Source organism: Kosakonia sp. PSU_27, assembly GCF_039409795.1.
Classification (GTDB): domain Bacteria; phylum Pseudomonadota; class Gammaproteobacteria; order Enterobacterales; family Enterobacteriaceae; genus Kosakonia.
Window position 1 is genome coordinate 1 of the sequence record NZ_JBCIVK010000003.1, and the last position, 26,007, is coordinate 26,007.

At 53.5% G+C, this 26,007-nt stretch carries 26 protein-coding genes; 16 read left to right on the forward strand and 10 right to left on the reverse strand.

Annotated features, from left to right (window positions below):
* On the reverse strand, positions 1-289 hold a 289-nt coding region (locus AAIG26_RS06970; protein ID WP_343182132.1), incomplete at its 3' end, for a hypothetical protein.
* Positions 290-445: 156 nt separating this feature from the next.
* Here AAIG26_RS06970 and AAIG26_RS06975 point away from each other — a divergent pair.
* Entirely contained in the window at positions 446-1,744 is a 1,299-nt protein-coding gene (locus tag AAIG26_RS06975) for an MFS transporter (protein WP_045510518.1), read from the forward strand.
* Between the two features lie 3 nt (positions 1,745-1,747).
* Here AAIG26_RS06975 and AAIG26_RS06980 read toward each other — a convergent pair whose 3' ends face one another.
* The 5 genes from AAIG26_RS06980 to trxC form a co-directional block, all read right to left on the reverse strand.
* Positions 1,748-2,068 (reverse strand): YfiM family lipoprotein, encoded by a 321-nt coding sequence (locus AAIG26_RS06980; RefSeq protein WP_343180352.1) that lies wholly within the window; start codon positions 2,066-2,068, stop codon positions 1,748-1,750.
* 45 nt (positions 2,069-2,113) lie between these two features.
* Entirely contained in the window at positions 2,114-3,469 is a 1,356-nt protein-coding gene (gene pssA, locus AAIG26_RS06985; RefSeq protein WP_020454762.1) for a CDP-diacylglycerol--serine O-phosphatidyltransferase, read from the reverse strand.
* A 119-nt stretch (positions 3,470-3,588) separates the two neighbouring features.
* Positions 3,589-6,243 carry a protein lysine acetyltransferase gene (pat, locus tag AAIG26_RS06990; protein ID WP_343180353.1) on the reverse strand — a complete coding sequence of 885 codons (2,655 nt, stop codon included), beginning with the start codon at positions 6,241-6,243 and terminating at the stop codon, positions 3,589-3,591.
* A 32-nt stretch (positions 6,244-6,275) separates the two neighbouring features.
* The gene (locus AAIG26_RS06995; RefSeq protein ID WP_160269093.1) at positions 6,276-6,974 is read right to left on the reverse strand and encodes a tRNA-uridine aminocarboxypropyltransferase; all 699 of its coding nucleotides are present in this window, start codon (positions 6,972-6,974) and stop codon (positions 6,276-6,278) included.
* Positions 6,975-7,043: 69 nt separating this feature from the next.
* A complete protein-coding gene (trxC, locus tag AAIG26_RS07000) occupies positions 7,044-7,463 on the reverse strand; it encodes a thioredoxin TrxC (protein WP_020454759.1) in 420 nt (139 codons plus the stop codon).
* Positions 7,464-7,667: 204 nt separating this feature from the next.
* On the opposite strand from trxC, the gene AAIG26_RS07005 reads away from it, so the two are divergent.
* Positions 7,668-8,786, forward strand: a complete 1,119-nt coding sequence (locus AAIG26_RS07005) for a tRNA/rRNA methyltransferase (RefSeq protein WP_020454758.1) — start codon at positions 7,668-7,670, stop codon at positions 8,784-8,786.
* 210 nt (positions 8,787-8,996) lie between these two features.
* Here the strand turns inward: AAIG26_RS07005 and ung are convergent, their stop codons facing one another.
* Positions 8,997-9,686, reverse strand: coding sequence for a uracil-DNA glycosylase (ung, locus tag AAIG26_RS07010; RefSeq protein WP_020454757.1), 690 nt, complete (start codon positions 9,684-9,686; stop codon positions 8,997-8,999).
* A 314-nt stretch (positions 9,687-10,000) separates the two neighbouring features.
* Between ung and grcA the strand changes: the two genes are divergently transcribed.
* Positions 10,001-10,384, forward strand: a complete 384-nt coding sequence (gene grcA / locus AAIG26_RS07015; RefSeq protein ID WP_020454756.1) for an autonomous glycyl radical cofactor GrcA — start codon at positions 10,001-10,003, stop codon at positions 10,382-10,384.
* Between the two features lie 42 nt (positions 10,385-10,426).
* Here grcA and srmB read toward each other — a convergent pair whose 3' ends face one another.
* Complete coding sequence (srmB, locus tag AAIG26_RS07020; protein WP_097407585.1) at positions 10,427-11,761, reverse strand: ATP-dependent RNA helicase SrmB; 1,335 nt, start codon at positions 11,759-11,761, stop codon at positions 10,427-10,429.
* A 129-nt stretch (positions 11,762-11,890) separates the two neighbouring features.
* On the opposite strand from srmB, the gene AAIG26_RS07025 reads away from it, so the two are divergent.
* The gene (locus AAIG26_RS07025; RefSeq protein WP_343180354.1) at positions 11,891-12,628 is read left to right on the forward strand and encodes a tRNA1(Val) (adenine(37)-N6)-methyltransferase; all 738 of its coding nucleotides are present in this window, start codon (positions 11,891-11,893) and stop codon (positions 12,626-12,628) included.
* Here the strand turns inward: AAIG26_RS07025 and nadB are convergent.
* Complete coding sequence (gene nadB / locus AAIG26_RS07030) at positions 12,613-14,232, reverse strand: L-aspartate oxidase (protein WP_269230553.1); 1,620 nt, start codon at positions 14,230-14,232, stop codon at positions 12,613-12,615. The two genes, AAIG26_RS07025 and nadB, sit on opposite strands and share 16 nt — an antisense overlap.
* A 421-nt stretch (positions 14,233-14,653) precedes the next feature.
* Between nadB and rpoE the strand changes: the two genes are divergently transcribed.
* The 11 genes from rpoE to acpS all read left to right on the forward strand — a co-directional run bounded on the left by rpoE (position 14,654) and on the right by acpS (position 24,099).
* On the forward strand, positions 14,654-15,229 hold the full coding sequence (gene rpoE / locus AAIG26_RS07035) for an RNA polymerase sigma factor RpoE (RefSeq protein ID WP_000003307.1): 576 nt from the start codon (positions 14,654-14,656) through the stop codon (positions 15,227-15,229).
* A 31-nt stretch (positions 15,230-15,260) separates the two neighbouring features.
* Entirely contained in the window at positions 15,261-15,911 is a 651-nt protein-coding gene (gene rseA, locus AAIG26_RS07040) for an anti-sigma-E factor RseA (protein WP_097400249.1), read from the forward strand.
* The gene (gene rseB, locus AAIG26_RS07045; protein ID WP_020454751.1) at positions 15,911-16,864 is read left to right on the forward strand and encodes a sigma-E factor regulatory protein RseB; all 954 of its coding nucleotides are present in this window, start codon (positions 15,911-15,913) and stop codon (positions 16,862-16,864) included. The genes rseA and rseB overlap by 1 nt, the downstream gene beginning before the upstream one ends.
* A complete protein-coding gene (gene rseC, locus AAIG26_RS07050; protein WP_020454750.1) occupies positions 16,861-17,340 on the forward strand; it encodes a SoxR-reducing system protein RseC in 480 nt (159 codons plus the stop codon). The genes rseB and rseC overlap by 4 nt, the downstream gene beginning before the upstream one ends.
* 156 nt (positions 17,341-17,496) lie before the next feature.
* Positions 17,497-19,296, forward strand: a complete 1,800-nt coding sequence (gene lepA / locus AAIG26_RS07055; RefSeq protein WP_020454749.1) for a translation elongation factor 4 — start codon at positions 17,497-17,499, stop codon at positions 19,294-19,296.
* 15 nt (positions 19,297-19,311) lie between these two features.
* Positions 19,312-20,286, forward strand: coding sequence for a signal peptidase I (lepB, locus tag AAIG26_RS07060; RefSeq protein WP_343180355.1), 975 nt, complete (start codon positions 19,312-19,314; stop codon positions 20,284-20,286).
* A gap of 210 nt (positions 20,287-20,496) precedes the next feature.
* On the forward strand, positions 20,497-21,177 hold the full coding sequence (gene rnc / locus AAIG26_RS07065; protein ID WP_044489704.1) for a ribonuclease III: 681 nt from the start codon (positions 20,497-20,499) through the stop codon (positions 21,175-21,177).
* Positions 21,174-22,079 carry a GTPase Era gene (gene era / locus AAIG26_RS07070; protein WP_020454746.1) on the forward strand — a complete coding sequence of 302 codons (906 nt, stop codon included), beginning with the start codon at positions 21,174-21,176 and terminating at the stop codon, positions 22,077-22,079. The genes rnc and era overlap by 4 nt, the downstream gene beginning before the upstream one ends.
* Positions 22,080-22,213: 134 nt before the next feature.
* On the forward strand, positions 22,214-22,921 hold the full coding sequence (recO, locus tag AAIG26_RS07075; RefSeq protein WP_017459036.1) for a DNA repair protein RecO: 708 nt from the start codon (positions 22,214-22,216) through the stop codon (positions 22,919-22,921).
* 66 nt (positions 22,922-22,987) lie between these two features.
* Complete coding sequence (gene pdxJ / locus AAIG26_RS07080; RefSeq protein ID WP_017459035.1) at positions 22,988-23,719, forward strand: pyridoxine 5'-phosphate synthase; 732 nt, start codon at positions 22,988-22,990, stop codon at positions 23,717-23,719.
* Positions 23,719-24,099 carry a holo-ACP synthase gene (acpS, locus tag AAIG26_RS07085; protein ID WP_045510492.1) on the forward strand — a complete coding sequence of 127 codons (381 nt, stop codon included), beginning with the start codon at positions 23,719-23,721 and terminating at the stop codon, positions 24,097-24,099. Before pdxJ ends, acpS begins: the two co-directional genes overlap by 1 nt.
* Here acpS and AAIG26_RS07090 read toward each other — a convergent pair.
* Positions 24,096-24,356, reverse strand: coding sequence for a YfhL family 4Fe-4S dicluster ferredoxin (locus AAIG26_RS07090; RefSeq protein ID WP_017459033.1), 261 nt, complete (start codon positions 24,354-24,356; stop codon positions 24,096-24,098). The genes acpS and AAIG26_RS07090 overlap by 4 nt on opposite strands.
* Positions 24,357-24,707: 351 nt before the next feature.
* Here AAIG26_RS07090 and AAIG26_RS07095 point away from each other — a divergent pair, with 351 nt between their 5' ends.
* On the forward strand, positions 24,708-26,003 hold the full coding sequence (locus AAIG26_RS07095; protein ID WP_343180356.1) for an SGNH/GDSL hydrolase family protein: 1,296 nt from the start codon (positions 24,708-24,710) through the stop codon (positions 26,001-26,003).
* The last annotated feature ends 4 nt before the right edge of the window (positions 26,004-26,007 follow it).

The window sequence follows — 26,007 nt, forward strand, 5'->3', positions numbered from 1 at the left end:
AGGCCATCCTGACGGATGGCCTTTTTGCGTTTTTACGCTGTGAACCCACACCCTGCGATGCCAGATGCCAGATGCCAGATGCCAGATGCCAGATGCCAGATGCCAGATGCCAGATGCCAGATGCCGGATGCCAGATGCCGGATGCTGGATGTCGGTCGCTGGCTTTCAGCAGTCCTCGGTGCGTGGCGGAAAAAGCAGCCTGCCTCCGGAGCCAGTGCACAAAAGACGTGACTGCCTGATCAGAACAAAGCCTCATGCGAAAGCGCGGGGCTTTTTCAAGTTCGCACATGCCCCTATTCTGAATTGCTTACCTTGCTAAGTTGAAATGTGATGTGCATCACTCCTGAAATATAACAAATGTGTAACATTTTGATCTTTGAGCTGAGTGGATATGGATATTCACAAGATTCATATCTCCAAAATCTTTAGCAGGAGTATCAATAGAATGGCAGAAAGCAGTGTGACAACACGAGACTCGCTCACCAGTAGCGATACCCGACGCAGGGTATGGGCGATCATTGGCGCTTCATCAGGTAACCTGGTGGAGTGGTTTGATTTCTATGTCTACTCCTTTTGCTCCCTCTATTTCGCGCACATCTTTTTCCCCGCAGGCAACACGACAACTCAGTTATTACAAACCGCCGGCGTTTTTGCTGCAGGCTTTCTGATGCGACCGATCGGAGGCTGGTTATTTGGCCGTATCGCTGACAGGCGCGGACGTAAGGCATCGATGCTCATCTCGGTGTGTATGATGTGCCTGGGATCGCTGGTCATCGCCTGCCTGCCCGGTTATGACTCCATCGGTACCTGGGCACCCGCATTATTACTGCTGGCGCGCCTGTTCCAGGGACTATCAGTGGGCGGTGAATATGGCACAAGCGCGACTTATATGAGCGAAGTGGCAGTGGAAGGGCGTAAAGGATTTTACGCATCATTTCAGTATGTCACGTTGATCGGCGGGCAATTGCTGGCTCTGTTGGTTGTGGTTGTATTGCAGCAGGTTCTGAGCGACGAAGATTTACGTGCCTGGGGATGGCGTATTCCGTTTGCGCTCGGTGCCGCACTGGCTATTGTTGCGCTGTGGCTACGCCGACAACTTGATGAAACCTCACGGCAGGAGGTACGGGCCCTGAAAGAAGCGGGATCGCTAACAGGGCTGTGGCGTAACCGCAAGGCTTTCATTATGGTGCTTGGCTTTACGGCTGGCGGCTCACTGGCGTTCTACACCTTTACCACCTATATGCAAAAATATCTGGTAAATACCGCCGGAATGCATGCCAACGTTGCCAGCGTCATTATGACAGTTGCGTTATTTGTCTTTATGCTGATTCAACCCGTTATCGGCGCGCTGTCGGACAAGATAGGCCGCCGTTCCTCAATGTTGCTGTTCGGCGGCCTTGCCACGCTCTGTACTGTCCCGATTCTCAGCGCACTGCACAGCGTCACTTCGCCTTATGCCGCGTTCGCGCTGGTCATGCTGGCATTAGTGATAGTCAGTTTCTACACCTCAATCAGTGGGATCCTGAAAGCCGAAATGTTCCCGGCGCAGGTTCGTGCGTTAGGTGTCGGGTTATCTTATGCCGTGGCGAATGCGCTGTTTGGTGGTTCGGCAGAGTATGTTGCGCTGTCGCTCAAATCGGCCGGTTTTGAAAGCAGCTTTTTCTGGTACGTTACGGTGATGGGCGCATTGGCATTTCTGGTTTCCCTGATGCTGCATCGTAAAGGGAAAGGCATCCGGCTTTAGTGTTTATCTTGCCAGTTGCCACACGGCAAAACCGGTTGTAGCACCGGCAACATCCCATGCGAAATCTTTCCAGCTCCAGCCGCTCCCTGCCGGGCGGCTATCCCATAACTCTTTCGATGCGCCAAGGCTGACAGATAACATCAGACCGTATACCGCACTTCGGTCACGGCTGATGCCCTGACGTTGCGCGTATTCATTCCCGGCTGCAGAAAGCATGGCAGAACCAAGAAAATGTTGTGCTTTATCCTGCCCGCTCCAGCTATCGTTCGCCATATGGCTACAGCCTGTCAGCAGCAGTGTTGTTGCCAGCAAGGTGTATTTCATTGGAAGACCTGAAAAAAAGCCCCATCGCAGGGACGGGGCTTAAGGTTAAAGAATGCGGCTAATCAGCTTATCAATGCGGATACGGCGCAGGCGGCGTATCAGCTTACGTACTTTCACCGGGTAATCCGCAATGCTCTGCAAATCGCGGTAATGATTAACCACTGTGGTGTGCGTGCGAATAAGCTCCAGCTCTTTATCACGCTGTGCGGCCAGCTCATGTTTTGGATCGTGGATGAGCACCGCGTTTTCCAGATCCAGACGCCAGGCGCGCGGGTTCAGGTTGTTCCCGGTGAGCAGGATCCACTCATCGTCGACCCACATTCCTTTCAGGTGGTAACTGTTATCGTCATCTTTCCACAGGCGAACGACAAGCTGGTCGGTATTCACATAATATTGCAGGCGGCTTAAGAAACGACGCAGGTTTATCTCATACAGATAAGGCAACGCGCCAATAATCTTAAACGGCTCATCTTCAGGAATGAAAAAGTCATTGGCCGTCTTATCGCCAACGATGATTTCGACTTTTTTCCCCTCGCGCAGCAATTGAATAATATTGCGTACCAGTACCGCAGGCAGGTTGAAATAGGGCGTACAAATCGTCAGCTTGTGCTCTGCGCACGGCATCAGATGGAAAATCGTCTTATTCAGCAGGCTGGATTTACCCAGACCAACCAGCGGAGTCACTGCCAGCTGTTCGTTATCTGCATCGCCCTGGAAATGGTACGACGCATCGCGCAATTCCTGGCGGAACAGGCGGATATCATTTTTGATTTCCGGGCTTTTAGGACGCAGCGGATCGTCAAGGCGGTTCACGCCACGACCCTGAATCAGATTCTGCTCAACCCAGCCTTGCATGACGTCTGCCATCTGCGGATTGCGGATCAACTGATAACGGTCATAGCGGTATTTATCGTGCTGATGCAGGTAAACATCGTTAAGGCTCGCGCCGCTATACAGCACGCAGTCATCAATAATAAAGCCTTTGAAGTGGAGCACGCCAAGCGCTTCGCGGGTATTAACCGGCACGCCGTAAACGGGAACGACAACGCCAGGGTTTTCCTGCGCCAGACGGCAGTACCAGTCCGCATTGGTATTCGACGCTGCTGCGCCAATACGGCCGCGCTGAGCGCGATGCCAGTCAACGAGGACGCGAACATCCAGCTCCGGGCGCTGGCGTTTTGCTTCATACAGCGCGTTCAGAATTCCTTTCCCGCCATCATCCTGCTCAAGATACAGGGCAATGATATAGATCCGGCGCGTTGCTGTGGCTATCTTCGCAAGCAGCGTCTCCCTGAAATCAGCAGGAGCATAGAAGAACTCTATATCATCAGCTGACTGAGAAATCTTGGGTAATTGGGCAAGGTGTTGTTGATGTTTATTACGCTTAAATTTTGACAACATCACAGTGCGTTTCTTCTCTGTTTATTGAAGGGTCTTCTGTTGCATGCAGACGACATAAGCGGGCAATAATAACACCGAGCCTGCTAAAGTGGTCAACATTTCCAGTACCTTACTCGGGATTACTCTGTCTGTGTCAGATGGAGCGACAAACCGACTATGCCATCTTCCAGTTGGATATCGACATCGAATCCCAGTTTACGCGCCAGTGTCACCATGCCGCGATTGTTGGGCATAGTAATACCATTCAAGCGCTTAAGTCCGTGATCCCGGGTATAACTGATGAGCTTTTCAAGTAAACGTCGTCCGAGCCCGAGCCCTTTCAAATCGGATCGCACCAGCACGGCAAATTCAGCGTCGATATTATCCGGATCGGAAATAGCGCGGGTTACGCCTAAAATCTCTTCGCCCTGATCGGTGCTGCGCACGGCCACGAAGGCCATTTCCCGATCGTAGTCGATCTGCGTCATATTCGCTAAATCATCGTGGGTAAATTCGTTGATCTCGCTAAAGTAGCGATAATAGAGATCTTCTTTTGTCACCCTGGCAATAAATGCCTGCAACTGAGGTTCGTCCTCGGGAAGAATCGGACGGAACAAGCACTGTTCGCCATTTCTCATCTCAACATGTTCTTCCAGATGCTGCGGATAGGGGCGAATCGCAAGACGCGTCTCACCGTTCCCGGCGCTGGGCGCAATAGACATTGTGACATCCAGCGCCGTGAATTCGCTGCCGGAAGCCAGCAAAGGGTGAATGTCGAGCCGTTCGATTTCCGGGCAATCGACAATCAAATTTGAGACCTGAACTAAAAACTGGCTCAGGCCAGCGATATCCAGCGTGCGTAATGCGCTGCGCCCGCGGATCTTTTTACTTTTGATCGCCTGAATCACCAGGTAGCGCGCCAGATTCATGTTCAGTGGCGGAAGCGCCACAGCGGCTTGATCCTCTGCCCGCCACTCAACGCCGCCTTCACCTAACATGATCAGCGGGCCAAAAACTGGATCGTGTTCTACCACGACACGCAGTTCCTGTGCGCCAGCACGGTTCGCCATGCTTTGCACTTGCAAACCATGGATGCGCGCCTGCGGCCAGTTCATTTTGACGCGATCAATAATCGCATCAGCAGCCTGCTGCACCTCTTTCGCGGTACGCAGATAAAGCATTACCCCCTGGACTTCCGACTTATGCGGGATATCGGGAGAGCGTAATTTCAGCGCGACCGGGTAGCCAATCTGTTCGGCAATATGCACGGCTTCCGCACTGTCGCTGGCAATCCAGGTCGGCAGCGTTTGCAGCCCCCAGGCGCGTAAAATTGGCTGCACTTCATGGGTATCCAGCGTTGATGCGCCATCGGCCAGTGCCTGTTGCAGAAGGTTGTGTGCTGCGGCGGTATCTGCTGTCAGACTCACTGAGAGCGCTGGCGTTTCACGTAGCTGTTTCTGGTTTCGCCGATATTCCACCATATGCATAAAGGCCGTGATGGTGCCTTCAGGCGTTCGGTAAGTTGGCAACCCGGCTTCGCTGAACAGACGCCGCGCTTCCTGCGAGGAAAACTCACCGCACCAGTTGGTCAATACGGTGACGTATTTCCCGCGTGGATGTTTTTTCAGCGCGTCAATTAACGCCACCGCGCTTTCGCTGCCGGGCGCTGCGGCGCTGGGCGCGTGGATCACCATCAGCGCATCGTAATCCTGGCTGTCGAGCAGAATATTCAACGCGGCGATGTAACGCTCGCTGCTGGCGTCATCGCGCAAGTCCAGCGGGTTAGCGGGTTCCACATACTCCGGCAGCACGTCGCGCAACTGCGTTATCGTCTCTTCACTCAGTGTGGCCAGCTTACCGTTGCGTGACCACAGTTCGTCCAGTGCCAGCGCGGCGGGGGCCGCGCCATTACTGATGATCATCAACCGTTCGCCGCGCAACGGGCGCATATGGCTGAGCGTTTCGACGGCGGAAAAAAGTTCATGGGTATCCTGTACCCGCAATAAACCGGCGCGCTGAATTGCCGCATCCCAGGCCGGATCGAGCCCCGCATGGGAATGCAGCAGACGCTGCGCTTCCGGGCTGCGACCGCTTTTTATGACCAGAATCGGTTTATTACGTGATGCGCTACGTGCGGCGGAAACAAAGCGACGGGCGTCACTTAGCTGTTCCAGATAGAGCAGGATAGCGCTGGTTTTACTGTCGCGCGCCAGGAAATCGAGCAGTTCATCAACATCAATATCGAGGCTATCGCCGAGTGCGATGAAATAAGAAAACCCCATTTCCCGCTGCTGCGCCCAGTCGAGGATGGTATTGGAGACGGCGGCAGACTGGGAAATAAACGCCAGTTTGCCGCGTGTAATCGGCACCGGCGAAAAACTGGCGTTAAGGCCTTGCCAGGGGGCGAGCAAGCCCAGGCTGTTTGGGCCAAGCAACCGCATCTGATAGCGGCCAGCGCAGGCCAGCAAATCGGCATGCTGCTCGGGCGGAGCGGAAAGAATAATGCAGGTTTTACACCCCTTTTGGCCGAGCGCCTCAAGCAGCGTCAAATTACGTTTAGCGTGGGTACACAACACCGCAAGATCGGGCGTGAAAGGCAGGCTGCCGACATCCGGCCACGCCAGAACACCCTGAACTGCTTTATAGGCGGGCGTTACCGGTAAGACAGGACCGGCGAAACCGCCTGCCAGTAAATTGCGCATCATTAAAAAACCCGCGCGATCCGGCTTCATGGATGCACCCACCACCGCAATCGATCGGGGACGTAATAACGCTTCCAGCCCTCGTTGGCTCATACCGGCCTCCGCAAAAGAGTGACCCGATGATATTAAACGTTTTCTACGGCGTTTGCTGTGATGGCGGATGGATGATGCGGTTTCCCCGCCAGGTAACGCTCGCGGAACAGGGTGAAGTGATCGCTGAGCGCTTGCGCTGCGGTGTTGTCGCCAGCGAGATCCAACAGGGCAATGGCCACTTCCGCCGTGCAGTATTGATCGTCTGCATGCGCTTCCCTTAAACGATAGGCAGACACGCGTGACAAATCGACGGAGATAACCGGTAATGCATCCAGATAGGGGCTTTTGCGAAACATTTTACGCGCTTCGGTCCAGGTGCCATCCAGCATAATAAACAGTGGCGGTTTGCCGGCGGCGGGAGCGCTCAACACCTGACGTTCGCTGCCCGCGTAAGACGCCGGGAAGACAACCATCGGTTGGTATTCGTCGCTGGTACATAGATCAATAAGCGCTTGCGTTGGTTCGGTACGCGACCACTGAAAAGCCTGCGTATCGGGCAGGATATCGGCAATCAAACGCCCGGTGTTACTGGGTTTCATTGGCTCGGTGTCGAACATGACCAGGCAAAAACGGCTATTGGCGCAAGCCGGTTTTAAGGTATCACACAGACAGTTTTTCAGCGGCAGCAAGCAGCGCTGGCAGCGGCGAATACGGTTGCCACGCGCCAGAAACGGGCGCGTCGAGCGGGCAAGGCGCTCAGCACGGAGTTGGAGAACAGCGTTATTGGTCATGAAGGTCGCGCAAGAAAAACGCCATTGTCGCAGAGCTGAAAACGGGGCACAAGATGCGCCCCGAAAGGATTACAGTGATTCGTTAAGCCAGCTGTCGAACGGCGCTTTTGGCATCGCGCCACTTAGCATGTCCACCACTTCGCCATTTTTGAACAGCATAATGGTCGGAATACTGCGAATGCGGAAACGCGCACTGAGCTCGCGCTCGGCTTCGGTGTTAACTTTTACAAAGCGTACTTTACCGCTGCGTTCTTCTGCGACATCTTCGAAAATCGGCGCGAAGTTGCGGCACGGGCCGCACCATGGCGCCCAGAAATCGACAACCACAGGCAGGTCATCTTTCAGCAGCTTATCCAGGGTTTCGCCAGTCGCATTGATTACATCTCCATCGAACAGCTCATGTCCACAGCGCCCACATTTCGCGCCGTCGTTCATTCTTTCTTCAGGAATGCGGTTCAGCGCCTGACAGCTTGCACATACGGTATTCATAACTAACCTCAGGGAAGCGATGGTACAAAGCGGCGTTTTGCCGGTATGTTTCTTCAATGTTACATATTATTGATAAGAAGGTTTTAAACGACAACGCGTTTTATTCAATGAGTACAATAGCCGATAACTTTTGAACGAATTAATGGCTAAGCGCCAGCACATCAGGTAATCTGCGCGCTTCGCGCAGCGCTGGTGGAGAAAAGCATGAACGATGAATTAAAGAATAAAAGCGGCAAGGTCAAAGTGATGTATGTCCGCAGTGATGATGATTCCGATAAACGTGGCTATAACCCGCGCACCGGGAAAGGGCCAGCGCGTAGCGGAACGTCTTCGCGCGGTGGCGATGACCGTCGCACCTCCCGCGATGATAAAGGTCGTGCTGGCCGTGACGACAGAAGTCGTTCTGCCCGCGATGACCGGGGCCGCCCTGCTCGCGATGACAGAAGCCGCCCGCAGCGAGACAATTTCAGTAGCCAGAGTGATTCGCCGTGGCGTACCGTTTCCCGTGCGCCGGGCGACGAAACGCCGGAAAAACCGGATCACGGTGGTATTAGCGGTAAAAGTTTTATCGATCCGGAAGTGCTGCGCCGTCAGCGCGCGGAAGAGACGCGCGTCTATGGCGAAAATGCCTGCCAGGCACTGTTCAGCAGCCGTCCTGAATCGATTGTCCGCGCCTGGTTTGTGCAGAGCGTGACCCCGCGTTTTAAAGAAGCCCTGCGCTGGATGGCCGCGAACCGTAAAGCGTATCACGTGGTTGATGAAGACGAACTGGCGAAAGCCTCCGGTACAGAACATCACGGCGGCGTATGCTTCCTGATCAAAAAGCGTAATGGTCTTAGCGTCCAGAAATGGGTGGCGAATGCCGCAGAAGAAGATTGCGTGCTGGCGCTGGAAGATGTGGGCAACCCGCACAACCTCGGCGCAATTATGCGTAGCTGCGCGCATTTCGGTGTGAAAGGCGTGGTATTGCAGGATGCGGCAGTGGTTGAATCTGGCGCGGCTGTCCGTACCGCAGAAGGCGGCGCGGAACACGTTCAGCCGATCACCGGCGATAGCTTTGTCGATGCGCTGGAAGAGTTCCGCCAGGCGGGTTACGCGCTGGTGACGACTTCCAGCCACAACGGAACGCCGCTGTTTAAAGCTGAGTTGCCGAAAAAGATGGTGCTGGTGCTGGGTCAGGAGCGTGATGGTTTGTCTGATGTGACGCTGTCTCGTTCAGACTTAAGCGTCTCAATTGAAGGCACCGGCAACGTTGAAAGCCTCAACGTGTCTGTCGCAACCGGCGTGTTGCTGGCAGAGTGGTGGCGTCAAAATAAAGCCTGATAGCGCAACGCCATATGCAATAAAAGATGCCAGCGTAATGCTGGCATTTTTTTATTCTACTCGCTGAAAATCACACCCTGTGGGTATGGTCATCAACACCTTTTGGGCTCTGCTTTATTGCTGTTGGATTTCAATCTCACAAGCCTGGCAGAGGCTTTTTTCAAGTCCTTCCAGGGGGCAATTAACGCCGTCTTTTCTGGAGGCTGATTTTTACTTACTCTCTGCCGGGAGTGTCGGCATCCAGTCGATTGGCGTTTCGCCCTGTTTTTCCAGCCATTGATTCGCCAGGACAAAATGGTTACAGCCGAAAAATCCACGGTGCGCGGAGAGCGGTGACGGATGCGGTGCTTTCAGAACATGATGGCGTTTTGTGTCGATAATCGCCCCTTTTTTCTGTGCGTGCGAACCCCAAAGCAGAAAGACCACGCCTTCGCGGTGCTCATTAATCAGGCTAATCACTTTATCGGTGAAGGTTTCCCAGCCGAGGCTTGCGTGCGAGTGCGCCTGACCGGCGCGTACGGTGAGTACGGTATTAAGTAGCAGCACGCCCTGACGCGCCCAGCTTTCGAGATAACCATGTTGCGGGCGCACAAAACCCGGGATGCTGGCTTCCAGCTCTTTATACATATTCAGCAGAGAAGGGGGAGGTGCAATGCCCGGAAGAACAGAAAACGCCAAACCGTGAGCTTGTCCCGGGCCGTGGTAGGGATCCTGGCCGAGGATCACAACTTTGACATCGCCAAGCTCAGTGAAACGAAAGGCGTTGAACACATCTTTCTGCGGCGGATAGATGGTTATTCCGGACTGACGTTCAGCCGCCACCGTGCTAAGGGTATTAATAAAGTACGGCTGCTGTTTTTCTTCTGCCAGCACATCATGCCATGTTAATGAAGTGGTCATCCCGCTCTCCTGCGAAGTTCGTTCCCCGTAGCTTAACTGCTTATTTCCCCGGAACAAAATTCACTGTCGCCCGTGAACGAAAATCCTAAAAATATTTTTAAAATTTACAAAAATTTTAAGTTGGTGTGACTGGTGTAACTTGATATAAAACAAGTATATTCCCCAATAGCCATTTTCACTGTGTGGTTTTTATTGATTTAAATCAAAGAATGCCGCATGTCGGACTGGTATATAAACAATCAGACAACAATGGTTTTACCAATTGGCCGGAAAGATTCCGGCTAATCAAATAATGTGCCTAAGGGAGGCTATTCATGATTACTGGTATACAGATTACTAAAGCTGCCAATGACAACCTGCTGAATTCGTTCTGGCTGCTCGATAACGACAAAGGTGAAGCGCGTTGCGTATGTGCCAAAGCGGGTTATGCAGAAGATGAAGTGGTTGCGGTTAGCAAACTCGGCGATATCGAATACCGTGAAATTCCGATGGAAGTGAAACCGGAAGTGCGCGTTGAAGGCGGCCAGCATCTGAACGTTAACGTGCTGCGTCGTGAAACACTGCTTGATGCCGTTGAACACCCGGAAAAATACCCACAGCTGACGATTCGTGTCTCCGGTTATGCTGTGCGTTTTAACTCTCTGACGCCAGAACAGCAGCGCGACGTTATTGCTCGTACCTTTACTGAAAGCCTGTAATTTCAGGCACACATAAAAACGCCGGGATTTCCCGGCGTTTTTTTACTCTTCTGTATTTTGCGGCGCAGTACTTGCAGCGCTTGGCTTACGTCGTTTACCAATGTTTTTGGTGTCACGATGGCGTTGCTTCACGCGCGGTTTCTCTTTTTCTTTCTCTTTTTTCTTCTCTGCTCGCTTCGCCAGCACTTTCTTCGACGGTTTGCCTGTCAGCTTTTCACTGGGAGCGCGCGTTTTCGCACGCAATTCATCTATTACACGCGGCTTCAGCGGCTCTTCAACATAACGGCCAATTTTACCCAGCAGCAGATGATCGTGCGCTTCGACCAGCGAAATCGCGGTGCCTTTACGACCCGCGCGGCCTGTACGACCGATGCGGTGCAGGTAGGTATCGCCGCTGCGCGGCAGATCGAAGTTAAAGACGTGGCTGACATCATCGATATCAATGCCGCGAGCGGCGACATCGGTGGCGACCAGCACATTCACACGACCTTCTGTCAGGCGTTTGATCGCTTCGTTACGCTTCGCCTGTACCATCTCACCTTCGAGATAGCAGTTGTTGATACCCGCTTCACGCAGCCAGTTCGCCAGCTCATGCACACGTTCGCGTTTGCGCACAAACACGATAGAGCGGCTAACTTCAGGTTGCTTGAGCAGATGTACCAGCAGCGCGGTTTTATGGGCGACGTCATCGGCACGGTAGTACCACTGGTGAATTTTCTTGCGCTCACGCGTTGATGGCGTGGCGGAAACTTCGACAGGATCTTCCAGCAGGCGCTCAGCAAAATTTTTAATGGCCTCGCCTTCCAGCGTCGCGGAGAACAGCATGGTCTGCTTACGCCAGCGGGTTTCACCGGCAATATGCTCGATATCTTGTGCGAAGCCCATGTCCAGCATGCGGTCTGCTTCGTCAAGGATCAGCGTTTCTACCGCGCGGCAGTCGAAGTTCTCTTCTTTAATATATTGCAGCAGGCGGCCAGTGGTCGCGACTACGATATCCTGGTTTTCGCTGAACACTTCCGCGTGGTTCATATACGCTACACCGCCGGTAATGGTGGCGATATCCAGATGCGTGTTCGCGGCAAGTTCACGCGCGTGATCGGCAACCTGCATCGCCAGTTCGCGGGTCGGCGTCAGGATCAGGATACGCGGCGGGCCGGATTTTTTACGCGGGAAGTCCAGAAGGTGCTGCAACGCAGGCAGCAGATATGCCGCCGTTTTACCGGTGCCGGTAGGGGCGGAACCGAGGACATCACGCCCTTCAAGCGCAGGCGGAATGGCGGCGGCCTGGATGGCGGTCGGGCGTGTAAAGCCTTTACTCTGGAGCGCGTCCAGTAGGCTGTCGTCAAGTTCGAGTTCGGAAAAAGTCGTTACAGTCATGATCTACCTCTGTGTGGGGCGCCGATTATAGACGTTACGGCTGCAATCTTCATCTGTTGTCTGCTTATTGCTTTTCCGGCGCTTTGCTTTCCCCTATGCTACACCGGTTTCCGAATCGAGGTTGTAAAGATGTCCCAGTCAAAGGCTCAGTTGCGCCGTGACGGCTTCACGTTTAAAGAATTCTTTGTTGCGCACGATCGCTGTGCCATGAAAGTGGGCACCGATGGGGTGATGTTAGGCGCGTGGGCACCAGTTTCCAAAGCGCGGCATGTGCTGGACATTGGTACCGGCAGTGGGCTGCTGGCGCTGATGCTGGCGCAACGCACATCGCCAGAAGTAACAATTGATGCCGTCGAGTTGGATGAGCAAGCTGCGGGGCAGGCACAGGAAAATGTCCAGGCCTCGTCGTGGGCGGAGCGCATTACCGTGCATCAGGCGGATATCTGCCAGTGGAGCACGGAAAACACCGCGCGCTTCGATCTGATTGTTAGCAATCCACCCTATTTTGACGAAGGGGTGCAATGCGCCACGCCAGAGCGCGATAAAGCGCGCTATACCACAACGCTTGATCATCAGTCCTTGCTGGAAATTGGCGCAACGCTGATTACGGAAGAGGGATTTTTCTGCGTCGTTCTGCCGATTGAAATCAGCGAAGCCTTTGTCAGCAAAGCGCAAACGCTGGGCTGGCATCTGCGTTTGCGTACGGATGTGACTGAAACAGAAAGCCGCTTGCCACATCGGGTCCTGCTGGCTTTCTCACCGCGAGATGGCGAAATGTTTGCCGATCGTCTGGTGATCCGTGGGCCAGATCAGCGTTACTCAGAGAGCTACACTGCGCTGACCCAGGCGTTTTATCTGTTTATGTAGTTTTGTGGCGAGAGCACTGTCGGGCCGGATTCCGGCAGTAAATCGGGGTAATCCAGCGTGAAATGCAACCCGCGGCTCTCTTTGCGCGCCATCGCACAGCGGACAATTAACTCCGCGACTTGCACCAGGTTGCGCAATTCCAGCAGGTTATTCGAAACACGGAAGTTCGCGTAGTATTCATCGATTTCCTGCTGCAACAACGTAATACGGCGCTGCGCCCGTTCAAGGCGTTTAGTGGTGCGCACAATGCCGACGTAATCCCACATAAACAGCCGTAATTCGTGCCAGTTGTGTTGCAGAATAACCCGTTCATCGGCATCGTCCACGCGACTTTCATCCCATGCTGGCAACGTCGTGACCGCCTGGGCATGCGGTATCCGGTGGGCAATATCTTCCGCTGCAGACCAGCCGTAGACCAGACACTCCAGTAGCGAGTTCGACGCCATGCGGTTTGCTCCGTGCAAACCGCTATAGCTCACTTCCCCAATGGCATACAGCCCGTCGACGTCGGTACGCCCGCGATCGTCAATCATGACGCCGCCGCAGGTGTAATGTGCTGCGGGTACAATCGGAACAGGCTCTTTGGTTAAATCAATGCCAAGCCCGAGCAACTTTTCATAAATCATCGGGAAATGGTGACGGATAAATTCAGCCGGTTTATGGCTGATATCGAGATACATGCAATCGACGCCGAGGCGTTTCATTTCATGATCGATCGCACGGGCGACCACATCGCGTGGCGCTAACTCGCCCCGCGCGTCAAAATCTGGCATGAAACGGGTGCCGTCCGGGCGTTTCAAATGTGCGCCTTCACCGCGTAACGCTTCCGTGAGCAGGAAGTTGCGCGCCTGCGGGTGGAACAGGGCGGTTGGGTGAAATTGATTAAACTCCAGGTTCGCCACCCGACAGCCCGCACGCCAGGCCATGGCGATACCGTCCCCGGAGGCGATATCCGGATTGGTGGTGTACTGATAGACCTTCGAGGCGCCACCAGTTGCCAGTACCACAGCTTTTGCCTGGCAGGTTTCCACCTGTTCTTTATTACGGTTCCACACCCACGCGCCCACCACACGGCGCGTTCCGGCCAGGCCAATTTTGTCGGAGATAATCAGGTCCACCGCATTGCAGCGCTCAAGCACACGAATGTTCGGATGGTTAATCGCCTGGGTGACCAGCGTGTTTTCGACCTCTTTGCCGGTCGCGTCGGCGCTATGCAGAATGCGGCGGTGACTATGCCCGCCTTCACGCGTGAGGTGGTAGCTGGCTTCGCCGTTGGCAGCGACTTCGGTATCAAACAACACGCCTTGATCAATAAGCCACTGGACACACTGGCGCGCGTTGCTGGCGACAAACTCGGCGGCATGGCGCTCCACAATCCCGGCACCGGCAATCAGCGTGTCTTCCACATGCGATTCGATGCTATCGGTTTCATCAAATACCGCAGCGATACCGCCCTGCGCATAAAATGTCGAACCTTCGCTAATGGGACCCTTGCTTAAAACAATGACCTTATGTTTGTCTGCAAGCCGTAAAGCCACCGAAAGACCGGCCGCGCCGCTGCCGATGACCAGTACATCACAGGAGAGTTCAGGAGTCGTTTTCATGGTTTGTTTAATTTACTAAACACTGTTTGCGCAGCATAGCACCGTAAGCGGCAATTGATCACTGTTTTTTGTTGCTCTTGTATTAACGGCTAAACATGTAGGTAAGGGGAAAAGAGATAACCGGAAAAAAGCTATTAATAAGCAGTTTGTTAGCGAGGGCGTATTAGAGATGAAAAAAAAGCGGTATTGCGTTACTCTCTGGCGGTCTTAAGGTCTTTTCTTTGAGAAAACACATTGTTCAAAGTTTGCGGACTTATAATGAGTGAGAATGAAAAGTCTGTGGAACGATGCACAAAAACAAAGGCGTAACGGAACTTTATCACATACTGCCCCTCTAACTGGCTGCTTGCTCATATAGTGCAGTATTGGAGTGGCGTTCTGGATACGCGTGGAAATTGGTTTTGGGGAGACTTTACCTCGGATGAGCGAGCAGTTAACGGATCAGGTCCTGGTCGAAAGGGTCCAGAAAGGAGATCAGAAAGCGTTTAACTTACTGGTGGTGCGCTACCAGCATAAAGTGGCGAGTCTGGTTTCCCGTTATGTCCCTTCGGGCGATGTGCCTGATGTCGTACAAGAGTCATTTATAAAAGCCTATCGCGCGCTTGATTCATTCAGGGGGGATAGCGCTTTTTATACCTGGCTGTACCGAATTGCGGTTAATACAGCGAAAAATTACCTGGTTGCCCAAGGGCGCAGGCCGCCATCCAGTGATGTGGACGCAATTGAAGCAGAAAACTTCGAAAGTGGCGGTGCACTGAAAGAAATTTCGAACCCTGAGAACTTAATGTTGTCAGAAGAACTGCGACAAATAGTTTTTCGTACCATTGAGTCACTCCCGGAAGATTTACGTATGGCAATTACGTTGCGGGAGCTGGATGGCCTGAGTTATGAAGAGATTGCGGCCATAATGGATTGTCCGGTAGGTACCGTTCGTTCGCGTATCTTCCGTGCGCGGGAAGCTATTGATAATAAAGTTCAACCGCTTATCAGGCGTTGACGATAGCGGGATACTGAAAAAGGTATTAGGCATGCAGAAAGAACAACTTTCCGCTTTAATGGATGGTGAAACGCTGGATAGTGAGCTGCTCGTTGAGTTGTCTCAGGATCCGGAAATGCAGAAAACTTGGGAGAGCTACCATCTCATCCGCGATTCCATGCGTGGTGATACCGCCGATCTCCTCCATTTCGATATCTCAGCCCGAGTAATGGCCGCGATTGAGAATGACGCTGTTCAGGCGCCGGCGCCATTGATTCCTGAAGCTCAGCCCGCTCCTCACCAATGGCAGAAAATGCCGTTCTGGCACAAAGTTCGTCCGTGGGCCAGCCAGCTTACCCAGATGGGCGTTGCGGCATGCGTATCGCTTGCTGTAATTGTTGGCGTCCAGCACTATAATGGCTCGGCTGAATCAACCCAACAGCCCGAAGCGCCAGTATTTAATACGCTGCCGATGATGGGCAAAGCCAGTCCGGTGAGTTTGGGTGTTCCGTCTGATGCGACGGCAAATGCCGGTCAGCAACAGCAGGTGCAGGAACAACGTCGTCGCATTAATGCGATGCTGCAGGATTATGAACTGCAACGCCGTCTGCACTCCGAACAGCTTCAGTTTGAGCAGGCGCAAACACAGCAAGCAGCTGTTCAGGTGCCAGGAAATCAAACTTTAGGAACGCAATCGCAGTAATGAAGCAACTTTGGTGTGCCATGTCTTTTGTGGCTACTGGCTTGTTCTTCTCTGTCAACGCCTCGGCTGATGTTTCGTCCGGGGCGTTGCTGCAGCAAATGAACGTGGCGAGCCAGTCGCTCAACTATGAACTCTCTTTTGTCAGCATCAATAAGCAGGGTGTTGAATCGTTACGCTACCGCCATGTGCGTCTTAACGATCAGCCGCTTGCGCAGTTGTTGCAAATGGACGGCCCCCGCCGCGAAGTGGTACAGCGTGGCAATGAGATCAGCTACTTCGAGCCGGGCCTTGAGCCTTTCACGCTCAACGGCAACTTCATCGTCGATTCACTGCCGTCGCTGGTTTATACCGACTTCAAACGTCTTTCTCCCTATTACGATTTCATCTCCGTGGGACGCACGCGCATCGCCGACCGGTTGTGCGAAGTGATCCGTGTTGTGGCGCGTGATGGCACCCGTTATAGCTATATTGTGTGGATGGATGAAGAAACCCGCCTGCCGATGCGCGTTGATTTGCTTGATCGTGATGGTGAAACCCTTGAACAGTTCCGCGTTATTGCTGTTACCGTCAACGGCCAGGTGACCAACAGTATGCAAACACTGGCGAAAGCCAGTTTGCCGCCGCTGCTTTCACTTCCGGCTGGCGATAACGTCGTGTTTAACTGGGAACCGGCCTGGTTGCCACAAGGGTTTAGCGAAGTCTCCAGCAGCCGTCGCCAACTGCCAACCATGGATATGCCCGTTGAATCCCGCCTCTATTCCGACGGCTTGTTCAGCTTCTCCGTTAACGTTAACCGTGCTAATCAGAACAGCGCCGATCAGATGCTGCGCACCGGTCGACGCACCGTGAGCACGACGGTTCGTGATAACGCTGAAATCACGGTTGTCGGTGAATTGCCGCCGCAAACCGCAAAACGTATTGCGGACAGTCTCAAATTTAAGGCCGCACAATGATAAAAGAGTGGGCGACCGTCGTTTCCTGGCAAAATGGTAACGCGCTGGTCGAATGTGATGTCAAAGCTTCCTGTAGCAGTTGCGCTTCGCGTGCCGGTTGCGGCAGCCGCGTGCTGAATAAACTCGGTCCGCAAACCACGCATACCATTGCCGTGCCAAGTGCCGAGCCGTTAGTTGCCGGGCAGAAAGTTGAATTAGGCATCGCCGAGAGCAGCCTGCTGGGCTCCGCGGTACTGGTCTATATGTCGCCGCTGGTAGGCCTGTTTGTCATGGGCGCCATTTTCCAGGCGCTCTTCGGCCAGGATCTCGCCGCGCTTTGCGGCGCAGTGCTTGGCGGCGTCGGCGGTTTTTTACTGGCCCGTGGTTTGTCGCCAAAGCTTGCCACGCGCAGCGAATGGCAGCCGGTTATTCTCAGCGTCGGCCTGCCTCCGGATCTTATCCGCGTCGACAACGCATCCGCTGAACGCCAGCCGTAATATCCTCTTTAAGTCTTACGATAATAGCGATACTTTTCTGCCTGGTATCAGCATTTCCCCGCATTGTTGTTGTAGTGTAGAATGCGGCGTTTCAGTACATTGACGTCAGGCGCGTACAGGCCTCTTAGTTACTCGTAAGGCATAAAAACTCACTATATGAAGAATATTCGTAACTTTTCGATCATCGCTCACATCGACCACGGTAAGTCGACGCTGTCTGACCGTATCATCCAGATTTGCGGTGGTCTTTCCGATCGCGAAATGGAAGCCCAGGTTCTTGATTCCATGGATCTTGAACGTGAGCGCGGCATTACCATTAAAGCGCAAAGCGTCACGCTGGATTACAAAGCCAACAATGGCGAAACCTACCAGCTGAACTTTATCGATACCCCCGGTCACGTTGACTTCTCCTACGAGGTTTCCCGTTCGCTCGCCGCCTGCGAAGGCGCACTGCTGGTGGTGGATGCGGGCCAGGGCGTGGAAGCGCAGACGCTGGCAAACTGCTATACCGCCATCGAGATGGATCTGGAAGTCGTACCGGTACTGAATAAGATCGACCTGCCAGCCGCCGATCCTGAGCGTGTTGCAGAAGAAATTGAAGACATTGTTGGCATCGACGCCACCGATGCGGTGCGCTGCTCGGCGAAAACCGGCGTGGGCGTGCCCGATGTGCTGGAACGCCTGGTGCGTGACATCCCGCCGCCGGAAGGCGATCCGGAGGCACCGTTGCAGGCACTGATCATCGACTCCTGGTTCGATAACTACCTTGGCGTGGTTTCTCTGGTGCGTATCAAAAATGGCACCATGCGCAAAGGCGACAAAATTAAGGTGATGAGTACCGGGCAGGTTTATAACGCCGACCGCCTGGGGATTTTCACGCCGAAACAGGTTGATCGCACCGAACTGAAGTGTGGCGAAGTAGGCTGGCTGGTTTGTGCGATTAAAGACATTCTCGGCGCGCCAGTGGGCGATACCCTGACTTCCTCCCGTAACCCGGCAGATAAAGCGCTGCCAGGCTTTAAGAAGGTCAAACCGCAGGTTTATGCCGGTCTGTTCCCGGTCAGCTCTGACGATTACGAAAACTTCCGCGATGCGCTCGGCAAACTGAGCCTCAACGACGCCTCGTTGTTCTATGAACCGGAAAGCTCCACCGCGTTGGGCTTTGGTTTCCGCTGCGGCTTCCTCGGTCTGCTGCATATGGAGATCATCCAGGAGCGTCTTGAGCGTGAATACGATCTGGATCTGATCACTACCGCACCGACCGTGGTCTACGAAGTGCAGACCACCAATAAAGAAGTGGTTTACGTCGATAGCCCGTCTAAGCTGCCGCCGCTGAACAACATTGACGAACTGCGCGAGCCTATCGCCGAGTGTCACATGCTGCTGCCGCAGGAGTACCTTGGCAACGTTATCACGCTGTGCGTAGAGAAACGTGGTGTGCAGACTAACATGGTTTACCACGGCAACCAGGTTGCGCTGACTTACGAAATTCCGATGGCGGAAGTGGTGCTGGACTTCTTCGATCGTCTGAAGTCAACGTCGCGCGGTTATGCGTCACTCGATTACAACTTCAAGCGTTTCCAGGCCTCTAACATGGTGCGTGTGGACGTGCTGATCAACGGTGAGCGTGTGGATGCGCTGGCGCTGATCACCCATAACGATAACGCCCCGTACCGTGGCCGTGAGCTGGTCGAGAAAATGAAAGAACTGATCCCGCGTCAGCAGTTTGATATCGCGATTCAGGCGGCGATCGGTAACCACATTATTGCCCGTTCGACAGTCAAACAGCTGCGTAAAAACGTGCTGGCGAAATGCTACGGCGGTGACGTGAGCCGTAAGAAAAAGCTGCTGCAGAAACAGAAAGAAGGTAAGAAACGCATGAAGCAGGTCGGCAACGTCGAACTGCCGCAGGAAGCGTTCCTTGCCATTCTGCATGTGGGCAAAGATAGCAAATAATCCTAAGGAGTTGGCATGGCGAACATGTTTGCCCTGATCCTGGTGATCGCGACACTGGTGACGGGTTTTTTATGGTGCCTGGATAAATTTATTTTTGCACCAAAACGCCGGGAACGTCAGGCCGCTGCGCAAGTTGCGACAGGCGATGCGCTTGATGCAAAAACGCTGAAGAAGATCGGTCCGAAGCCTGGCTGGCTGGAAACCGGTGCGTCCGTATTCCCGGTGCTGGCTATTGTGCTGGTGGTGCGTTCGTTTATTTACGAACCGTTCCAGATCCCATCTGGTTCAATGATGCCAACGCTGCTTATCGGTGATTTCATTCTGGTGGAGAAGTTCGCCTATGGAATTAAAGATCCGATCTACCAGAAAACGCTGATTGAAACCGGTCATCCGAAACGTGGTGACATTGCGGTATTTAAATACCCGGACGATCCGCGTCTGGATTACATCAAGCGTGTGGTTGGCGTACCGGGCGATAAAGTGACCTACGATCCGGTGACCAAACAAGTTACCGTGCAGCCGAACTGCAGCTCTGGTCAGGCTTGCGGTAGCGCTTTGCCTGTCACTTACAGCAACGTTGAAGAGAGCGATTTTGTGCAGACCTTCGGACGTCGCTCCGGTGGTGAGGCAAGCAGCGGTTTCTTCCAGTTACCGAAAGGCCAGTCCCTGCCGGATGGCGTACGTTTAACCGAGCGTAAAGAGACGCTGGGGGATGTGACGCACCGCATTCTGACCGTGCCTATCGCGCAGGATCAACTGGGGATCTACTATCGTCAGCAGAGCCGGCCGCTGGCTACCTGGATTGTGCCGCCGGGTCATTACTTTATGATGGGCGACAACCGCGATAACAGCGCAGACAGCCGCTACTGGGGCTTTGTGCCAGAAGCGAACCTGGTTGGCCGTGCCACGGCAATCTGGATGAGTTTCGAAAAACAAGAAGGTGAATGGCCGACAGGCGTACGCCTGAATCGTATCGGCGGAATTCATTAATTAACCAGGGCGCAATCAACGCGATTGCGCCCTTAATTATTTCCAATATTATTCCCACCAGACTAACGACAACCCCGGTCGTTGCGTATAGAATATTCCCCCGAAGTTTAAGGCTGGTTCCCCCGGGCGCCACAGCACACGAAACCGCGTTGGTTTTCTCAGGTCGGTTTCGTGTGCTGCATTGTTGACGCATTTATTTATTGGTATCGCATGAACCCCATCGTAATTAATCGGCTTCAACGGAAGCTGGGCTACACTTTTCAACATCAGGATCTGTTGCAGCAGGCATTAACCCACCGCAGCGCCAGTAGCAAACATAACGAGCGTCTCGAATTTCTCGGTGACTCTATTTTAAGTTATGTGATTGCTAACGCGCTCTATCATCGTTTCCCGCGTGTGGACGAAGGTGATATGAGCCGCATGCGCGCGACGCTGGTGCGTGGAAATACGCTGGCGGAGATTGCCCGCGAATTCGAACTGGGTGAATGTCTGCGCTTAGGGCCGGGCGAACTGAAAAGCGGCGGTTTTCGCCGTGAATCCATTCTGGCAGACACCGTTGAGGCGTTAATTGGCGGGGTGTTTCTTGATAGCGATATTCAGACCGTCGAACAATTAATTCTGAGCTGGTATCAAACGCGCCTTGATGAAATCAGTCCTGGCGATAAACAAAAAGATCCGAAAACGCGCCTGCAGGAGTTTCTGCAGGGTCGCCATCTGCCGCTGCCGTCTTATTTGGTGGTGCAGGTGCGCGGCGAAGCGCACGATCAGGAATTTACTATCCACTGCCAGGTCAGCGGCCTGAGTGAACCGGTGGTTGGCACAGGTTCCAGCCGTCGCAAGGCGGAGCAGGCTGCCGCCGAACAGGCGCTGAAAAAACTGGAGCTGGAATGAGCGAAGAAAAAACCTATTGCGGATTTATTGCCATCGTCGGACGTCCCAACGTTGGCAAATCCACCTTGTTGAATAATCTGCTTGGGCAGAAGATTTCCATCACCTCTCGTAAGGCGCAGACCACGCGCCACCGCATCGTCGGTATCCATACTGAGGGCGCGTATCAGGCGATTTACGTCGATACCCCAGGCCTGCACATGGAAGAGAAACGTGCCATCAACCGTCTGATGAACAAAGCTGCCAGCAGCTCCATCGGTGACGTTGAACTGGTCATTTTCGTTGTGGAAGGCACCCGCTGGACGCCGGATGACGAAATGGTGCTGAACAAGCTGCGTGACGGCAAAACGCCGGTGATCCTCGCGGTCAACAAAGTGGACAACGTGCAGGAGAAAGCCGATCTGCTGCCGCACCTGCAGTGGCTGGGCAGCCAGATGAATTTCCTCGATATCGTGCCGCTGTCTGCCGAGACCGGTCTGAACGTTGATACCATCGCGGGCATCGTGCGTAAGCATCTGCCGGAAGCGGTGCATCACTTCCCGGAAGATTACGTGACCGACCGCTCACAGCGCTTTATGGCCTCGGAAATCATCCGCGAAAAACTGATGCGTTTCCTCGGTGCGGAACTGCCGTACTCGGTCACCGTGGAGATCGAACAGTTCGTGACCAACGAACGAGGTGGTTACGACATCAACGGGTTGATCCTTGTTGAGCGCGAAGGGCAGAAGAAGATGGTGATTGGCAACAAAGGTGCCAAAATCAAAACCATCGGTATTGAAGCCCGTAAAGATATGGAAGAGATGTTCGAAGCCAAAGTTCACCTGGAACTGTGGGTGAAAGTGAAATCCGGCTGGGCCGACGACGAACGCGCGTTGCGTAGTCTCGGTTACGTAGACGATCTCTAAGAGCCTGCTCTCTATGGCTCCCGGGTTGCAGGCAAACTGCCAGGCTTTGAGTGTTCAGGTGCTTGCTCGAATAAGCGCTCTGGATGTGCGGATGAAGCCAGCGCTGCTGCGGCCTGAAAGACGACGGGAATAATATGGAAGGCTGGCAGCGCGCTTTTGTTCTGCATAGTCGCCCGTGGAGCGAAACCAGCCTGATGCTGGACGTCTTCACGGAAGAGTCTGGTCGTGTGCGCCTTGTCGCCAAAGGCGCACGTTCCAAACGTTCTAATCTGAAGGGCGCATTACAGCCTTTCACTCCTCTGCTGGTGCGCTTTGGCGGGCGTGGCGAAGTTAAAACGCTGCGCAGCGCGGAAGCGGTATCGCTGGCACTGCCGCTCAGCGGCATCACGCTCTACAGCGGTCTCTACGTTAACGAACTTATCTCCCGCGTGCTTGAACACGAGACGCGCTTTTCTGAACTGTTTTTTGATTACCTGCACTGTATCCAGGCCCTGGCAGGTGTCACCAGCACGCCGGAACCGGTGCTGCGCCGTTTTGAGCTGGCGCTGCTCGGGCATCTGGGTTATGGCGTTGATTTTCTCCACTGCGCCGGCAGCGGCGAGCCGGTCGATGATGTAATGACTTATCGTTACCGGGAAGAAAAGGGCTTTATTGCCAGTGTCGTGATAGATAACAGCACCTTTACCGGGCGGCATTTACGCGCACTGGCGGAGAGGGAGTTCCCGGATGCCGATACACTCCGCGCCGCAAAGCGCTTTACCCGTATCGCGTTAAAGCCGTATCTTGGAGGCAAACCGCTGAAAAGCCGGGAGCTGTTCCGGCAGTTCGTGCCAAAAAGATAGCAGAATAACAACCGGACTGACGCGGCGAAGCGCGCGTCAGTGCCTTTGAGAACATTGAGGATTGTCATGGCTGAATTATTGTTGGGCGTCAACATCGATCACATCGCCACACTGCGTAACGCGCGCGGGACGGCCTATCCGGACCCGGTGCAGGCCGCTTTTATCGCCGAGCAAGCAGGCGCTGATGGCATCACGGTGCATTTGCGTGAAGATCGTCGTCATATTACTGACCGCGACGTGCGCATTCTGCGCCAGACTTTGCACACCCGAATGAATCTGGAAATGGCGGTGACCGAAGAGATGCTGGCGATTGCCTGTGAAACCAAACCGCATTTTTGCTGCCTGGTGCCGGAAAAACGCCAGGAAGTCACCACCGAAGGTGGGCTGGATGTGGCCGGGCAACGCGAGAAAATGCGCGACGCCTGCCAGCGACTGGCGCAGGCGGGCATCCTGGTGTCGTTGTTTATCGATGCTGATGCTGAGCAGATCAAAGCGGCGGCAGAGGTTGGCGCACCGTACATCGAAATTCACACTGGTTGCTACGCGGATGCTAAAAGCGATGCCGATCAGGCAAAAGAGCTTGAACGCATTGCTAAAGCAGCGACCTACGCAGCAAGCCTTGGCCTGAAAGTTAACGCCGGACACGGCCTGACCTATCACAACGTCAAAGCCATTGCCGCGCTGCCGGAAATGCACGAGCTGAACATCGGTCACGCCATTATTGGCCGCGCGGTAATGAGCGGCCTGAAAGAGGCGGTAGCAGAGATGAAACGGTTGATGCTGGAAGCGCGCGCGTAATGGCGATTCTGGGATTAGGTACGGATATCGTCGAGATAGCCCGCATCGAAGCGGTGGTCGCCCGCAGTGGCGATCGCCTGGCTAAACGGGTGCTGAGCGACAACGAGTGGGTGCTGTATCAGGCGCATCAGCAGCCGGTGCGGTTTCTGGCGAAACGCTTTGCGGTCAAAGAAGCGGCGGCAAAAGCCTTAGGCACGGGGATCCGTAACGGGCTGGCGTTTAATCAGTTCGAAGTGTTTAACGATGCGCTGGGCAAACCGAGCCTGCGCCTTTGGGATGAAGCACTGCGGATGGCGGAGCAGATGGGCGTGCGCGCCATGCACGTGACGCTGGCGGATGAACGCCATTACGCCTGCGCGACGGTGATTATCGAGAGCTAAATCTTATCTGCGTGGTGCATCAGGACAAACTTGTCCCACAGCTGTTCTTCAGTTTCCACATGCGCTGGATCTTTGAGGATGGTATTGGGTATCGGGCACACTTTCTGGCAAGTCGGGGTTTCGTAATGGCCGACGCACTCGGTACACCGATCGCTGTTGATTTCATAAATGCTGTCGCCCATCGAAATGGCTTCGTTCGGACATTCCGGTTCGCACATGTCGCAATTGATGCAGCGTTTTGTAATGAGTAAAGCCATTTCAAAGAATTACCGTCAAATCTGGATGCTATCTGGAAACTACTGAATGTTAACCGGCGTACTTTACCACAGAAACCGGGTAGCCCCAATCACGATGATGTTTTTGCGCACAAAAGTGGCGCGGGACAACCTTTCTACTCCCTCCTGAGACGTTTTGGCGAATGTTCTTAATCAAACATAAGAAAAGCGTCATTGACCGGATAATATTTCTGCGCTGAAAATATAAATAACACAAGGGCAGAATAGAGTGCGGTGTCTTTTTATTGATTAAGAATGATCACCCTGTCTCTGATATATGAATGTTGTTCTATTTTAGCGCGGCCTGGCAGGGATAATTAATAAGGGATTATGATGAAAAGAGCGAAATTATATATCGCATTTATTGCCAGTATCACAAGCGGGATGGCGAATGCGGCGAATGAATATACCTATACAACGCCGGTACCGCCTGCGTATGAATCCTCGCCAAACCAGCGTGCTTTGCGGACAAACGACGAGACGTCAACCTATATCAAATGTGTGTATAACATCGATAATCAGGATCAAAGTAATCCTGCCTCATCCTGGACATGGGCGCGTGACGGGAGTAACTACCTGAAGCTGCGCGGGTATTGGTATAGCACCACGCCGCTGGCAAATATGTTTTATAGCGAATCATCCTACGCAAACCTGGTAAATATCTGCCGGAGCACGTTGAAGGCCAGCAATATTAATGCGCAGACCGTTATTCCTTATGCTTCCGATTACGCGCTCTCCTGGTATTATATGATTTGGCATCAGGGGCAGGCGCAGCCGGCGATACTGTTTGGCAATAATAAAATTGATCGCATGGTCATATTTGGCGACAGCCTTAGCGATACGATTAATGTTTATAACGGCTCATACGGCACGGTTCCAAATCACGCATCGTGGTTTCTTGGTCATTTTTCTAATGGCAAAGTCTGGCACGAATATCTGGCCGGTTCACTTAATTTACCGGGCTATGTATGGGCGACAGCCAATGCGGAAAGCGGCGAGAAACCGTTATTTAACGGTTTTGATAAGCAGCTGGATTCTTTCAGCGCTTATATGAGTAAAACAGAGAATTATGACATCGCGCAGACCCTGTTTACGTTGCTGTTTGGCGGTAATGATTTTATCACTGGCGCAAAAACGCCGGACGATATCATCGCTACTTACCGCATACAGCTGGCGCGTCTGGCGGCACTGGGAGCGCAGCATATCGCGATATTCAGGCTGCCTGATTTCTCTGTCATTCCTGGTGTCGCTACATGGACACCGGCGGAAAAAGAGGCGCTAAAAAACAAATCAGAGAAGTTTAACCAGCAGCTGGACCACCTGCTCGGCGAATTACGCACCGCGTATCCGAAAGCGAATTTTTTCACCGTCAAACTGGATAGCGCATTTAATGATCTGCTCAGTGAAAGCGGTAAATATGGCTTTGTTAATACCAGCGAAACTTGCCTGGATATCTCCGCTTCCGGCATCTCTTACGCCACAGGTGTCGCGGTGAAGCAGGCATGTAAAGCGGCGAACGGGGCGTTTGTTTTCTGGGACAATATGCACCCGACCACCAAAACCCATGCTCTGCTCGCAGAAATGATACGCGAGGAGATAGTGCAACATCTGACCAGCGACGGCGAGTAACCGC